This is a genomic window from Psychrobacter cryohalolentis K5 (assembly GCF_000013905.1).
In the GTDB taxonomy this organism is placed as follows: domain Bacteria; phylum Pseudomonadota; class Gammaproteobacteria; order Pseudomonadales; family Moraxellaceae; genus Psychrobacter; species Psychrobacter cryohalolentis.
The window spans coordinates 1876098-1890059 of record NC_007969.1 but is presented as its reverse complement, the minus strand read 5'-3'; the positions used below and the strand labels follow the sequence as shown (position 1 = coordinate 1890059).

General features: G+C 42.9%; 13 protein-coding genes and 1 tRNA gene. 9 read left to right on the top strand and 5 right to left on the bottom strand.

Annotated elements, in window-relative coordinates; translation table 11 throughout:
* Positions 1-177 precede the first annotated feature (177 nt).
* The gene (locus PCRYO_RS07840; protein WP_011513868.1) at positions 178-1329 is read right to left on the bottom strand and encodes an acyl-CoA dehydrogenase family protein; all 1152 of its coding nucleotides are present in this window, start codon (positions 1327-1329) and stop codon (positions 178-180) included.
* A 239-nt stretch (positions 1330-1568) separates the two neighbouring features.
* Here PCRYO_RS07840 and PCRYO_RS07835 point away from each other — a divergent pair, with 239 nt between their 5' ends.
* Positions 1569-2222 carry a TetR/AcrR family transcriptional regulator gene (locus PCRYO_RS07835; RefSeq protein ID WP_011513867.1) on the top strand — a complete coding sequence of 218 codons (654 nt, stop codon included), beginning with the start codon at positions 1569-1571 and terminating at the stop codon, positions 2220-2222.
* A gap of 242 nt (positions 2223-2464) precedes the next feature.
* Here PCRYO_RS07835 and PCRYO_RS07830 read toward each other — a convergent pair.
* A tRNA-Leu gene (locus PCRYO_RS07830) sits at positions 2465-2551 on the bottom strand.
* A 139-nt stretch (positions 2552-2690) separates the two neighbouring features.
* Complete coding sequence (locus PCRYO_RS07825) at positions 2691-3464, bottom strand: ferredoxin--NADP reductase (protein WP_011513866.1); 774 nt, start codon at positions 3462-3464, stop codon at positions 2691-2693.
* A 399-nt stretch (positions 3465-3863) separates the two neighbouring features.
* Here PCRYO_RS07825 and tsaA point away from each other — a divergent pair, with 399 nt between their 5' ends.
* From tsaA to gspK, 8 genes are all read left to right on the top strand, one after another.
* On the top strand, positions 3864-4706 hold the full coding sequence (gene tsaA / locus PCRYO_RS07820) for a tRNA (N6-threonylcarbamoyladenosine(37)-N6)-methyltransferase TrmO (RefSeq protein WP_011513865.1): 843 nt from the start codon (positions 3864-3866) through the stop codon (positions 4704-4706).
* Positions 4707-4769: 63 nt separating this feature from the next.
* Positions 4770-6557, top strand: a complete 1788-nt coding sequence (locus PCRYO_RS07815; RefSeq protein WP_011513864.1) for a GspE/PulE family protein — start codon at positions 4770-4772, stop codon at positions 6555-6557.
* A gap of 149 nt (positions 6558-6706) precedes the next feature.
* Positions 6707-7495 carry a TatD family hydrolase gene (locus PCRYO_RS07810; RefSeq protein WP_041753132.1) on the top strand — a complete coding sequence of 263 codons (789 nt, stop codon included), beginning with the start codon at positions 6707-6709 and terminating at the stop codon, positions 7493-7495.
* A 233-nt stretch (positions 7496-7728) separates the two neighbouring features.
* Positions 7729-8412: a TetR/AcrR family transcriptional regulator gene (locus tag PCRYO_RS07805; protein WP_011513862.1), complete on the top strand. Its 684-nt coding sequence runs from the start codon at positions 7729-7731 to the stop codon at positions 8410-8412.
* A 176-nt stretch (positions 8413-8588) separates the two neighbouring features.
* Complete coding sequence (locus PCRYO_RS07800; protein ID WP_011513861.1) at positions 8589-9272, top strand: prepilin-type N-terminal cleavage/methylation domain-containing protein; 684 nt, start codon at positions 8589-8591, stop codon at positions 9270-9272.
* 3 nt (positions 9273-9275) lie between these two features.
* The gene (gspI, locus tag PCRYO_RS07795) at positions 9276-9755 is read left to right on the top strand and encodes a type II secretion system minor pseudopilin GspI (RefSeq protein ID WP_011513860.1); all 480 of its coding nucleotides are present in this window, start codon (positions 9276-9278) and stop codon (positions 9753-9755) included.
* Positions 9752-10627, top strand: a complete 876-nt coding sequence (gspJ, locus tag PCRYO_RS07790) for a type II secretion system minor pseudopilin GspJ (RefSeq protein ID WP_011513859.1) — start codon at positions 9752-9754, stop codon at positions 10625-10627. The genes gspI and gspJ overlap by 4 nt, the downstream gene beginning before the upstream one ends.
* Positions 10628-10630: 3 nt before the next feature.
* Positions 10631-11704, top strand: a complete 1074-nt coding sequence (gspK, locus tag PCRYO_RS07785; RefSeq protein WP_011513858.1) for a type II secretion system minor pseudopilin GspK — start codon at positions 10631-10633, stop codon at positions 11702-11704.
* Positions 11705-11753: 49 nt separating this feature from the next.
* Here the strand turns inward: gspK and PCRYO_RS07780 are convergent, their stop codons facing one another.
* Both PCRYO_RS07780 and PCRYO_RS07775 read right to left on the bottom strand, forming a co-directional pair.
* Positions 11754-12434 carry a TetR family transcriptional regulator gene (locus PCRYO_RS07780; protein WP_011513857.1) on the bottom strand — a complete coding sequence of 227 codons (681 nt, stop codon included), beginning with the start codon at positions 12432-12434 and terminating at the stop codon, positions 11754-11756.
* An 82-nt stretch (positions 12435-12516) separates the two neighbouring features.
* Positions 12517-13950: a deoxyguanosinetriphosphate triphosphohydrolase gene (locus PCRYO_RS07775; protein WP_011513856.1), complete on the bottom strand. Its 1434-nt coding sequence runs from the start codon at positions 13948-13950 to the stop codon at positions 12517-12519.
* Positions 13951-13962 lie beyond the last annotated feature (12 nt).

Sequence of the window (13962 nt, the reverse complement as noted above, 5' to 3'; positions counted from 1 at the left end):
ATAAGTCCCTTTAATATTTCATTGGATATTTGTTAGATAATGAAGTTTTGAGGAGAACGTACTCTCCTCAATTAAATACTTAAGAACATTTGGCTTAATAACATTCGTATATTGGCTGGCATGTATTTATTTGCATGTAACGGTTTTCATAAAGCGGCTTGGTTTTCCCCAACGCTATTACATAAAGCGTGAAGCCAATTCCTTCATAATCTCATTAGTGCCGCCGTAGATTTTTTGGACGCGCGCATCAGCATACATACGAGCGATTGGGTACTCTGTCATATAGCCGTAACCACCAAATAACTGTAAGCATTCATCCATGACATTGCACTGTTTTTCGGTCACCCAATACTTGATTAATGACGCTTGCGGTGCGGTTAAGGTGCCATTAATCATCGCTTCAACAGCAGAGTCACACAAAGCTTTTACGGCTAGGTAATCGGCCTGAACTTCAGCCAGCTTAAAGCGCGTGTTTTGGAACTTCCAAATTGACTTTCCAAAAGCTTCACGCTCTTTTACGTACTCAAGCGTCAACTCTAAAGCCAGCTTGATAGCACCGCAACCACTTAGCGCAATAATCAGGCGCTCTTGCGGCAACTCTTGCATCATTTGGATAAAGCCAAGACCTTCAACACCGCCTAATACATTTTTCTGTGGGACACGGACGTTACTAAAGAATAGCTCTGAGGTATCTTGAGAAGATAGACCGGTCTTTTTGAGGTTGCGACCACGTGAGAAACCTTCTAGAGCGTCAGTTTCGACCACAATCAGGGAAACACCCTGAGCGCCCTGATCGCGATCCGTTTTGCAAGCTAAAACGATAAGGTTGGTATGCTGACCGTTAGTAATAAACGTTTTTGAACCATTGATAATGTAGTCGTCGCCATCTTTCACCGCGTAGGTTTTTATTGCCTGTAAGTCAGAGCCTGTCGTTGGTTCTGTCATCGCGATAGCGCCAACAGATTCGCCAGTAGCCAGTTTAGGTAGCCATGCTTTTTTCTGCTCTTCAGTACCGTGCTTTAAAATATAGGGCGCTACAATACCTGAGTGAACCATACCACCAAAACCAGCTTGGTTAGCCTGTGCCTGAGCCAAAAGAATCGCGGCTTCGTGACCAAAATCACCACCGCCACCGCCATATTCTTCAGGCATTGACGCACATAAAAAGCCCATATCGCCAGCCTCGTGCCAAGCTTCACGGTCGATCATGCCGTTTTCACGCCACTGCTCGTCTTTATCTTCCCAGCTTTTAAACATCTTCAAAGCACTGTCATATACCATGCTGTGTTCTTCGGTCATCCAGTTTGAGGCAAAGCCTTCAATACTCATGTGGTTCATCCTTGATAGTTATGGTGTTTAAATTAATATTTAGGGTAATTTATATTACCCTTTAGTTCGGTATTAAAAACTCTTTAAAATAAAAACTTGAAGAAGATATACTAGATGACCAAAATGCTTTATTCAACACGTTTAAAATAAATGGTAATACATCTTACCTTAGACAAAATTGGCTCATTGAATAAAGTGATTGACTCTAGTCCAAACAGATTACAAGGGAGTAAATAGGAATGACAATGAAGGCGGTCAAGCAAAAGGATGGTATTGAGACCTCTCAACATTTAGCGCCCTTATCAGATATGCGACCTGCCACCTTGGATAAGATTGAGCAAGCGGTTCGTAAAGTGTTCGCAGGCTTCGACCCTAGTGAAGTAACGATGGCGCAAATTGCAAAGTCTGCCAACGTTTCATTGCAAACGCTCTATAAATACTTTGGTGACAAGCAAACTTTGTTTAATACCATTATGGATATCGTACTTGGTAGGTTGGCGACGCGGATTATGGATCATTTACAAGGGATTGATAGCGTCAAAGATCGATTGCGCAAGACACTCTGGGTATGTTTTGATTTTGTCGACAGCCATCCAGATGCAGTGATGGTGCTGTCCTCGATATCGGTATCCCGCATTCGTAGTATTGCTATCTATGAGAATAAAGAGCTGATTGGTGCATTTTTGGATGTATTAGAAGATGGGCAAAAACGAGGGGTATTAAACGACAGCGTGCCGCTATATATCCTATTTGATGTTTTTATGGGTTTTATCAGCCGTCTAGGTTTTATGCATATTATGCGGCAGACAAATACGCCGATAAACGCAGAATTTGACGCGCTATTTGTGATTTTATGGCGAGCGATATCTAAGCCTGAAACAGAGAAAGTGTAATGGTTTATCGCCTAGACCATATTAGAACCTGACTTTCTAACAGCGTCTCCAATCTTAACTTTGATCGTTAGACAGTAATTCCATTTTGATTAAACAGTAAAAGGTGTAATTACTATCTAGTTTACTGTTATTAATCTCAGTTTGCTATAGACCTGCTCAGACTACTACAGACACAAAAAAGCCCTTATGCTATTGAACATAAGGGCTAATCAGTCATTCTCGAACTTGCTTGTACTACTAATTGGTACCGGTGGTCGGACTCGAACCGACACGCTTTTAAAGGCAACGGATTTTGAATCCGTCATGTCTACCAATTCCATCACACCGGCGTGTTAGGTGATAAAGTTTATATACTGCAAACATTATCGAATTGGGCTACAGGGTTATCTCTGTATAGGCTGCGTATTATAGCAGCCTATTTTTGAGCGTCAAGAATTATTTATTGTATTTTGAATAAAAGTTTAGATTTTAACCCACAAAGGCGCGTTCAACCGCATAATCTGCCTGAACACCCATACGCGGTGATACTGTTAGACCAAAATCATTCAAAATAGCTGAGACTTCAGCATTAAATGGCATACTACCGCAAATTAGGACGCGATCATCTTCCTTGTTCATCGGAGGCAGTCCGATATCTTCAAAAAATTTGCCAGATTTCATTAAGTCGGTAATACGACCAGTGTTTCTAAATTCTTCGCGAGTGACCGTTGGGTAGTAGATGAATTTCTTACGGAAATCTTCACCAAAAATTTCATCATTCGGCAGCTCGTTTTCGAACATGTCACGATAAGCCAAGTCACTAATACCGCGCACACCATGTACTAATATGACCTTTTCGAAACGCTCGTAGACTTCAGGGTCACGTGCCAATGCTAAAAATGGTGCAACACCTGTACCGGTTGAGAGCATATAAAGGTTTTTACCCGGTAATAGATCATCTAATACCAAAGTGCCCGTTGGTTTTTTACTGACCAATAGCTCATCACCAACTTTGATATGTTGCAGACGAGACGTTAAAGGACCGTCTTGCACTTTAATGGAGAAAAACTCCAAATGCTCTTCATAGTTAGGACTGGCAATCGAGTAAGCGCGCAGCAACGGCTTGCCATCAACGACCAAACCAATCATCGCAAACTCGCCATTGCGAAAGCGCAAGCCGTCGTCGCGTGTGGTTTTGATGCTAAATAGTGCATCATTCCAATGATGAACCTCTGTAACCGTTTCGGTGCGAAGTTTTGACATAAATTCCTCGTTAGTAAGTGGTAATCTGTATCAATCTAAATAAATGCTGAATACCCATTTTTCATGATAAAGTCAAAATGGTGCAAAATTTTAATAGAAGATGAATGCTATCAATGCTAATTAAGCCATCACTCTGTTATTTTAACATTATTATTCGGCGTTATAAGGTGATGCGGCGCGCATGACCGCGATTTTTAAGCCATTAATGATGAATGCAAGCCATTCTCAATAAATTTCTCGCTCATCATAACAAACTTTAAAATAAAAATCCGTCAAGCGGCTTTGGTATAGCATGATAAAATGGAATATCGTTAGTGAGTTATAATCTATAATTAGTCACAGATGGCTTGTATAGCGCTTATGTGGAACTATAAAACCCTGTTTTTTTGGATTTGATTTATGTCTTGTCAGACTGCTTCTTCATTGAGTAATCATATAGCACCAATTATCGGCTACCATCGTGCGCCGCTTTCACAGAAGTTTGGCGCGCCAAGACAGCCAAATCTGGTTGCATTGACCAGCGTGATTGAGATGATTGCGCCTTATGATACGCCAGCGGCATTTATCGGGCTGGAGGATTTTAGCTATATATGGGTAAGTTGGCAGTTTCATCACAACTATTTGTATAAAGATAAACAGGCTAATAAAGCGGATAGCAGCTTTCGTGCGCAAGTGCGACCGCCGCGTTTGGGCGGCAATCAAAAGATAGGTGTGTTTGCCAGTCGCAGTATGTATCGACCCTCAGCGCTTGGATTGTCTGTGGTTAAGCTTGAAGCTATTGAGATTGTAGAAGGACGGGTGCTACTTATCATTAGCGGTGCTGATATGATAGATGGTACACCAATTATCGATATCAAGCCTTATGTGGCTTATAGTGATGCGTTACCTGATGCACAAAGCGGTTTTGCGCCCTCTGCGCCGCATTTGTTGGAGGTGACTGTCACTAAAGTTGCCTATGAGCAGTTTGTGCAAATTATAGACAATCAACATATTCACAATGAAGCAGAAAAAATAGCTCACAATGAAAAAGCAACGGTAAAATCGGTCATTCATAAAATGCAAAAACAATTGCTTATGCCTGATCTTGATAATATTAAAGCGTTGATAGCACAAGACCCACGCCCTGCTTATCGCCAGAAAGAGGTTAATACTTCATTTATCATGCGCTATAAATCTGTTGATGTGAGTTTTCAATTGATAGGTTCAGGTGAATTACAGATAACGGATATCGACACAATATAGTCTAATAGGTAAGATGAATATCAACATTGCGCAAATGCTTTAAACCATAAAAGAAGAAAAAATATGCCTGCTCAACAGTATTCGATAGTAATTGATTTGCGTTGGTGCCTTGATGAGTTGCTGGCAGATCGAGTGATAGACCAACGGGGTTATAATCTCGTCATTACCAGCCGCCGCAGTAAGGGTCAGCATCCGCTATTGACTATAAGTGAGTTTGGTCTGCCTAATAGTCATGCACTTGATAATAATACTGAAAATAAATTAACTTTGGCATGGCTCAATCAATGGTTGGCTGCCAAAGCAGATATGTCGCTGGTCCGTATTGACCCGTTAAAAGTCGATGTACCAGCAGTGACGCAGCTCATGTCGTTTGAGTATGCACGCTCGCAGCATATTTTGCCGATTGAAGTAACGCTTGATGAGGTGGTTATCGGTACCGATCAGCCATTTTATACCGATTGGCATGGCAATATTGAAAAGCTCATTAAGTCAAAAAGCTATCGTACAGTCTTTATTAATCCTGAACAAATCAATCGCTATCGGCAAGAATTTTACCAAGTCACGCAAGCGATTGCAGGGGCGAACTCACTACATAAACGTGCCGCATCTGATATCACTAATGTTGAAGCACTATTACAGCTAGGGGACAATACCAACCCCGATGCCAATGACCAACATATTGTCAAAGTCGTCGATTGGTTGTTGCAATATGCCTTTGAGCAGCGCGCCAGTGATATCCATTTAGAGCCACGTCGTGAGACGGGCAAGGTGCGTTTTCGCATTGATGGGGTGCTGCATAGTGTTTATGAGATGCCACTCGCTATTATAGTGGCGGTAACGGCACGTATTAAAATCTTGGGACGGCTCAATGTTGCAGAAAAACGCAAACCACAAGACGGGCGACTAAAAACACGTACACCAAAAGGCTTAGAGACGGAGCTGCGTTTATCCACGATGCCGACTGCCTTTGGTGAAAAGTTGGTTATGCGGGTATTTGACCCTGAGGTACTAGTACGCTCCTTTGCTCAGCTTGGTTTGTCAGGTAAGCAGCTGGAGACTTGGCACGAGCTGACAGCGCATCCAAACGGTATTATTCTAGTGACAGGTCCAACAGGTTCGGGTAAAACGACTACCTTATATAGTACGCTGAAGCAGCTCGCCACTGAACAAGTAAACGTCTGTACCATTGAAGATCCGATTGAGATGATTGAGTCAGCATTTAATCAAATGCAGGTTAATCCAGGAGTTGATTTACATTTCGCTGATGGTATTCGCTCTTTGATGCGTCAAGACCCTGATATTATTATGGTTGGTGAGATTCGTGATGCTGAAACGGCAAACATGGCGGTACAAGCATCTTTAACAGGGCATTTGGTGCTCTCAACCTTGCATACCAATGATGCGCCAAGTTCAATTACTCGACTGCACGATTTGGGTATTCAGCCTTTTTTGACGTCAGCAACGATATTGGGCATCATGGCACAACGTTTATTACGGACATTATGTCCACATTGTAAGCAAGCCGTGGATGTTACGGCAGATAGCGAGATTGCCATTCAATGGCAAGAATTAGTACAGCCGTGGCGCGCGTCCGTGCCAGCGCAGATTTATAAGGCACAGGGTTGCGAGCATTGCCGCCATACTGGTTATCAAGGTCGTATTGGTCTTTATGAGATTATGCCATTATCAAATGAGTTGAAAAAACTGGTCGCTGCTGATGCCAATCTGGATGTATTAAAGCAGCAAGCATACCGTGAAGGCGTACAGCCATTACGCCTATCAGGTGCGAAGCGTATTAGTGAAGGGGTAACGACCATGGAAGAGGTGATGCGCGTGGTACCTTTGCATTAGTAGAGAGCCGCTATATTAAAAGATGCCATTGCATTAAAAGTAAGTTTGTTAAGCAGTGCTTGAAAAGTGCCCGCTTCAAAACAATAAATACGATACAAATTGAATTTTTATCCTAATAATTTTTAAAAATGACTATAACGAGATTGTTTATGTTTACCGATAGCCACTGCCATCTTAACCGTTTAGATTTGACCAAATACGATGGTCAATTGTCTGGCGCAATTGCCGCGATGAAAGAAGCCAATGTCACTCGCGCGATGGCAATTATGTGTGATTTTGCTGAATATGATGAGATTGCCAATATCGTCAGCACCTACGGCGATGAAACGCTCAATCTTGGCATGAGCGTTGGTATTCACCCTTGTGAAGATATCAGCGTTTTACAATCTGCAACCGTTGAACGTTTGATAGAAACGGCTAGCGCTGACCATGTGTGGGCAATAGGGGAGACGGGACTTGATTATTACTGGTCGAAAGAAAATAAAAAAGCGCAACAAGCCAGCCTTGCCCGTCATATTCATGCCAGCCAAAGTCTAAAAAAACCGCTTGTCATCCATATGCGTGATGCTAAAGAAGATACGATTGATATTTTAAAAGCAGAAGGTGCTGAGCATGGCATTATTCATTGTTTCACCGAAGATTGGGAAACCGCAAAACATGCCTTAGACTTAGGGTTTTACATCTCATTTTCAGGCATTGTCAGCTTTAAAAGCGCGCAAAATATCAAAGATGCGGCAAAAAATATGCCAAGAGACAGGATATTGATCGAAACGGATAGCCCTTATCTAGCGCCTGTCCCCAAACGTGGTCGCCCGAATGAACCAGCTTACGTGCCTTATGTTGCCAGTTGTATTGCAGAGATGTATGGCTGCAGTAGCGAAGAGGTCGGTACACTGACTGCAAAAAACTTTGAGAATTTACTAGCACAGTATCATTAAAATGGTTATGCTATGACCACTCAGTCATTTCTTGCAAGTGGCAGCTGTTTTATGCATGCCGTCTTGCAGCGTTAAATATAAGTACATGATTATAAATGATTATTTAGCAAACATACGCATATTTCTTTATTGTGTTCGTCAAGCAGTCTTTGAAGTATTTGATACTCCGAATGCCGATATGCCAATACGAACTGTGGTCATATGCATGATATTGTCAAGTTTTAGGAGAAGTTATGAGTCGTCAGCATCAATTCAAGGTACGAGAAGAGAATATCTTAGCAATGGCAGAGCAATTGCTACTTGAGTCAGGCGATGGCGACATCACTTTAGACAGCTTGGCAGACCAGCTTGATTTGGCTAAAGGCACATTGTATAAGCATTTCTCTAGTAAAGATGAGCTCTATCTGCGTATTATCATTCGTTATGAAGAGCAGCTGTTTGAGATTAATCGTATTGACGATTGCCCATCAGCAGGCGTCGCTCGTATGATTTTCCAGCAATTATTTAATCCACAAAAAGCCATGCTACTCAATCAAATCGAAGAGCGTTTGGCGGCATCAGTGACGGGTCTTAATCGCTTATTTGGTGAGCTGTATGATATTCGCCGTCAGCGCATGAAGCGCTTGATTGATATTATCAGTGCTTATCTGAAGGATGAGCACAGTAGCTTAAGCACGCGTGATTACCTATCATCTATCTGGGCGATGGGTCAGGGCGGTGCAGGGCTGTTGAACTCAAGTTTTTATCAGCGTTATTTGGGACGCCGCGATACTCTGCGTTATGCCTTTGTCCAACAAATGCTAGAGCTGCCAAGCCATTACCCGGCGGCTGAGGATGAAGTGATGGATGAGGATATGCAGGAATTGGTCGAACAGATTGATACTGAGTCAGAAGAGCATCGCAATACCAATTATTAGGTTTTTACTGTAACTTAAAAACCATGAGTCGTTATTTTATAAAAATCTGTGTTGTTATATGCTATATAGCAGCACATTAACCTTTACTTGATACAATCAATCCTCTCTCCCGTTTTATATCTCACCCAATATAACGTCATTTTTAATGGAATGACGCCATTCAAGATGACTTTTGTATGTCAAAACTCTCATCATCAATGACACATCATCATACCCAAGCTGGCTTTACACTGGTTGAAATCGTCGTCGTCGTGGTTATTTTGTCTATATTCGCTGGCATGATGAGCTTATCAGTAGGTAGTAGTGAATCGCGTAAAAATCGTGCTTTTTATGAGCATCTGACGGATTCATTGAGTTATGTTAGGCTGTTATCGGCTGAACGTATGCAGCCGATGGGTTTGAGTCTGCAAGCCAATAAGCAAGGTCAAATTACCCCTGTGATTGTCACTCTATCTAATCCTTATGTGGCTTATCAAACTGATACCTCGGCGTCTTCTAGTGGAGACAGTACGCCTAAGAATTCAATGGAGCTATCTGCTGATTTATCCAATATGTCTAGTGGGATTAAAGACAAGCTACCAACACCAAGCTGGGGGCTTGAGTCCGAAGTCACTTTACCTGAGCTGCCTGCTGGGGTGAGCTTAGCCATACAAAGCCTAGATGCTGGTAATATGTCAAATAGAGGACAAATCCAAGCACTGCAACCTTGGTTTACAGATCAAACAGTGCCGCAAGTATTATGGTTTGGTACAGGGCAAGCAGCACCGGTGACTATTGAAGTACGCCATAATTCGCGTCTGGTAGGTGAGGTCATTACGATTATGCCCGATGGCAGTGTGTCGATAGGTCAAGGGCAATAACCGATGATAAATAATGACAGAGCCAAACCTAACCATGTAAACCGAAAGCCAAAACTACCAAAGCATGAGAGCGGATTTACCTTGATTGAGGTGATGGTTGCTCTAGCGATTTTAGCGGTTGTGGCAGTGGCTGCGAGCCGTGCCAGTAGTGCTTATTTAAGCTCGGTCGATGTATTACGGACACGTACGCTTGCACATTTTGTTGCCCAAAATGCTGCTGCTGACTTACGTATTCAAGACACCTGGCTAACTGCTAATAGTACCCAAACAATCAATGCCCAAGGTCGCGACTGGCAAATTACGATGACTGTGAGTCAGGATATAACGCCAGCATTAAAAAAAGTGAATATCGCCGTTGCGCCTATCATAGATGGTCAGACGCGTACCGCAGTCAATGATATCAATGTGATACTGAGCAACTCAAAGCAAGATATAGGTAGTTTGGACTTGACTGGCTCAAACCCAAATGGAGGTAGTCTGTGAAATCGCAGCATGGATTTACCTTACTTGAGCTGATGGTCGCCATGGCAATATTTGCGATGCTAGCAGTGGCAGGCTGGCAGGTGTTTGATAGCGTCAACCGTGCTCGAGAACGTGCCCAGTTCCATGCAGATAATTTAGCCGTTTTGCAATATGCTTATCTGCAGCTACAGCAAGATATGGGGCAAATCGTTCCTTATCAAGCAGTAAATACTCAAAGTGCCAGTGCTTCAAATGTTGATAATGCAAATAATAGCAATCAAGAAAATGTACTACAGCCGATGCCTGAACCTTTTATGAGTTTGGATAGTGCGCGTATCAGCTTTGTCCGTTTTGCTGATCCTGATCCTCGATATCAAAGCAGTCCTAGTATGCAGCATGTCGAATATATTTTTGCTGATGAGCGTTTGATTCGCCGTCAATATGCCAGTATAGGCGGAGGTAGTGATAGCATCAGCTTGGACAGTGTCTTGCTTGAAGGGGTGACAGCAGGGCAATGGCAAGCGTATCTGCCAGAAATGAGTACAAAGTTTCCCAATGAAGACAGTAATAGTAACAATGCCAGCTTGAATAGCCAATTTGGACAAGGGGCGGCGTCAACCACTGCTCAGCCTGAGAGTGTGCTGCTACCGAAAGGAGTTGCTATCACTTTCACTTATCAAGATATGCCGATTACCTGGCAGTGGGCGCTTGCTCCGCAGCCAATACCAAATAATAGTGCCAATAAAAATAATACTCCTGATAATTCTAACGGCAACGGCAACGGCAACGGCAACGGCAACGGCAACGGCAACGGCAACGGCAATAGTAATGGCGCAAGTAACAATGATGCAGCCAATGGCAATGTAGATAATAATTCAGGGAATGGAATTTAATATATGCCAAGCATGCCAGTTATGCCCATGAAAGTCGACTCTCAGCGTGGTGTCGCGCTACTTACCATTTTATTACTAGTGGTTAGTATTACGGTGGTTGCAGGGGCGATACTTGCCAGCCAAAAAATTGCGATTAGACGCAGTGGTTTGTTGTTTGATCAAAACCAGCTCTTACAAGATATCGATGCCGGTCAGCAACTAGCGGTTACGATGATTCGTGCCGATGCTAATCTAAATGACACTGATAGTACGCAAGATATCTGGGCAAAGCCTGTACCCCCTTATACCTTGGGCACACATAGTATTGGCATTGAAATACGTGATGAAGCCAGTCGCTTTAATATCAATAATTTATATCAAAACGGCGCAGTTGATAGTAATGCTTTGGCAGTATTGCAACGGCTATTAATCCAATTGAATTTGGCGCCAGATATTGCTATTGCTGTTCTTGATTATCAAGATGCAGACAGTGAGGTTTATCAAGATGGCGGCGATGAAAGTACGGTTTATAACCAGCAGTCTAATAGCTCAGCGGATAACGATTTGCCCAATCAACGATTGGTCAATATTGATCAGCTGCAAAATGTAAAAGGCATCAATGCGGAAGTATTGGCAGTGCTACGACCTTACATCACAGTAGTGCCACATTATTTACCTATTAATATGAATACAGCCAGTCCGGTGATACTTGCTGCTCTAATCGACGGCGCAACTAGCCAGAAAATGCAAACCATCGTTGACCTGCGGGAAAAGCAAGTATTCGAATCTATTGATGAGATATGGCAGCTGCCAATATTAAGCAGTTTGGATAATAAGCAACGAAAAGTAATAGCGCCACTCTTGGCGGTTGATAGCCAAGCTTTTACGGCACTTATCACTGCTACGGATAATGCAACTGTTGGTCAAGCAAGACAACGCTATGCAACCATCATGATTAGCAAGACTGCTACTGATGTTACGGAAAATAGCAATAACGTCGATAATGCTAATAGCAATAATAAAAACGCTGATAACAAAAAGCCCAAAGAGGTTCGCGTGTTGACGCAACGACTTTGGGCATTTCGACCGAATTTTTGATGATTATCACTAAACGATAATCATCAAAAACAACCAAATATATGTCTTATTAATCACTTAAATGAGTTTCTTCAGTAGATTTCCAATTATAAGCGCCATAAAACAACATCTGTGCTTGGCGCGTACAATTATGTAGCATCAGCTGCTTTCGTTGTTCAATTTCAGCCAAGTCGACTTCATCATCATGATCTTCAGTATAAGTCAGCTCTAGCCAATCAATAATCCAAGAGAAGAACATATTGACCCCAGCCTCAGCCAGCAGTCTACGATCATAAGTATTAATGTGGGTAAAAGCAGGCTGTAACGCCAAATCGTCTGCCAAGCTTCCCCCATGCTGTTTGATAAGCTCATTGATGGCTTTACGGACGGCGTCTGAGCCACCATAGCGCTCACTGACCAAAAACTGCCAATAGTAGGGTTGCTCACTGACCATATGCAAGAATAGCTGGATACTTTTGGCAATTTGACGCTCAAAGCTGCGTTTACGTCCAATATGCAAACTCTCACTCAAAGTGGCTAATGTACCACCTAGCTCTTCAATCACCAAAGCGCGACCGAGCGATTCCATATCATCAAAATGGCGATAAAATGCGGTCGGCACGACACCAACCTCGCGCGTGACTTGTCTGAGGCTAATAGAGCTAAAAGATTGTCCTGTCATACATAAATCGAGCACTGCATTAAAAAAAGCGTGCCGAGTTTGAAGTTTTTTTTGTTCGCGACTGCTCATAATATTTCAAAATTAACTGATAGATGTCTATCATACTCATTTCATTGCAAAAATACGAATGAAATACACTTAAATGTCGCTTTTAAACGACAGTCCCCCAATGTCCTTGTAGCTCTTGAGCCAATCGATAAGCTTCATGGTCATTCATGCCGGTTATAAAGTCTAAGACATTGAGCATATTTTGATAAATATTATCTGTTAAAACACGGTGATGCTCATCAAGATGTGGCTTTAGCAACATGAGCAAACGCTGTTGTTCAAAGGACATCGGTGTGCTTGTCTGATTTGTCCAAGCTAACGGCATAAAAGCATCTAACAGGCGATGCAGACATTGATTGGCCATTAGCTCCATGCGCACTTTACTTGGGTGGTTAAAAATTTTTTCACGTGCTAACTCTTTGGCTTGGGTAATACCATGCTGAACGGTCGCATCACAATGGGTAAATAGACTGCCTTGCAGTGTACCCGCTAGCATCGCATCACTATTATCAACAAATGCATCGGTGACGGTATTGACCAATCGCATCATTGCCCGTGCACGTAGTGATGCCAGATGCTGCCTGACGGACATATGTGTAGGCAGGCTGATAGTGCTAGGACGCTCGCCAATCAGCTCATAGAAGATAGCAGCCACCTCATTGTAGGTAAGCATATTTAGATTGATACCATCTTCTAAGTCTATCAGCGCATAACAAATATCGTCAGCAGCTTCCAACAAATAGGCGAGGGGATGGCGAGCATAACCGTCATGCTGCTCTGAGCGAGGTAGATTCAAGCAGGCTGCTAACTCTTCTAACTGTACGGCTTCACTATAAAAGCAGCCAAATTTCTGTGCCTTAGCTGATATCCTGCTGTGCGGAGTACTTTGATGACTGCTTTGAGTGTCATTATTACTATGCGTCACAAGCCAAGGATATTTCATAAACGCGCCTAGCGTGGCACAAGTCAAGCGCATACCACCTGCATCAGGGTGATGCTCATTACGGATGAGTATACGAAATCCTTGCGCATTACCCTCATAAGCCAGCAAGTCTAATTGCTCATTGCTGCTCATATTTTGCAGAATGGTTTGACGTTCAGAATGCATAAACCAATCACGAATGGCGTACTCTCCCGCATGCCCAAAGGGTGGATTGCCGATATCATGGGCGAGGCAGGCTGCTTGTACAATCACACCCACATCAGCGGGCGTGACACCATCAGGTAAACCACCTTCTAGTTTGTCATGTAGCTTCTCGGCTGCCATGATGCCTAAAGAGCGCCCAATGCAAGAAACCTCTAGTGAATGTGTAAGTCGGGTATGAATGCCCAATTGATTGGTCAATGGATGGACTTGGGTCTTTTGATTGAGTTGACGAAAGGAATGCGAAAACACCAATCGGTCATAGTCTTTATGAAAAGAAGAGCGCGCAGTATCTTGAGCGGGAGCTTTTTTATGACTGCCTAAACGCTGGGCACTAAATAGTTTTGCCCAGTGGCTACGGCTATTAAGTGATTTATTGATAGGAGCGATCATAGTGCATAATCC

Excerpts from the sequence above, each read along its gene's own strand:
- gspI (WP_011513860.1), top strand. The coding sequence starts at position 9,276 with ATGATAAATAATGACAGAGCCAAACCTAACCATGTAAACCGAAAGCCA.
- tsaA (WP_011513865.1), top strand. The coding sequence starts at position 3,864 with ATGTCTTGTCAGACTGCTTCTTCATTGAGTAATCATATAGCACCAATT.
- PCRYO_RS07835 (WP_011513867.1), top strand. The coding sequence starts at position 1,569 with ATGACAATGAAGGCGGTCAAGCAAAAGGATGGTATTGAGACCTCTCAA.
- PCRYO_RS07825 (WP_011513866.1), bottom strand. The coding sequence starts at position 3,464 with ATGTCAAAACTTCGCACCGAAACGGTTACAGAGGTTCATCATTGGAAT.
- gspK (WP_011513858.1), top strand. The coding sequence starts at position 10,631 with ATGCCAAGCATGCCAGTTATGCCCATGAAAGTCGACTCTCAGCGTGGT.
- PCRYO_RS07805 (WP_011513862.1), top strand. The coding sequence starts at position 7,729 with ATGAGTCGTCAGCATCAATTCAAGGTACGAGAAGAGAATATCTTAGCA.
- PCRYO_RS07815 (WP_011513864.1), top strand. The coding sequence starts at position 4,770 with ATGCCTGCTCAACAGTATTCGATAGTAATTGATTTGCGTTGGTGCCTT.
- PCRYO_RS07800 (WP_011513861.1), top strand. The coding sequence starts at position 8,589 with ATGTCAAAACTCTCATCATCAATGACACATCATCATACCCAAGCTGGC.
- PCRYO_RS07780 (WP_011513857.1), bottom strand. The coding sequence starts at position 12,434 with ATGAGCAGTCGCGAACAAAAAAAACTTCAAACTCGGCACGCTTTTTTT.
- PCRYO_RS07810 (WP_041753132.1), top strand. The coding sequence starts at position 6,707 with ATGTTTACCGATAGCCACTGCCATCTTAACCGTTTAGATTTGACCAAA.
- PCRYO_RS07840 (WP_011513868.1), bottom strand. The coding sequence starts at position 1,329 with ATGAGTATTGAAGGCTTTGCCTCAAACTGGATGACCGAAGAACACAGC.
- PCRYO_RS07775 (WP_011513856.1), bottom strand. The coding sequence starts at position 13,950 with ATGATCGCTCCTATCAATAAATCACTTAATAGCCGTAGCCACTGGGCA.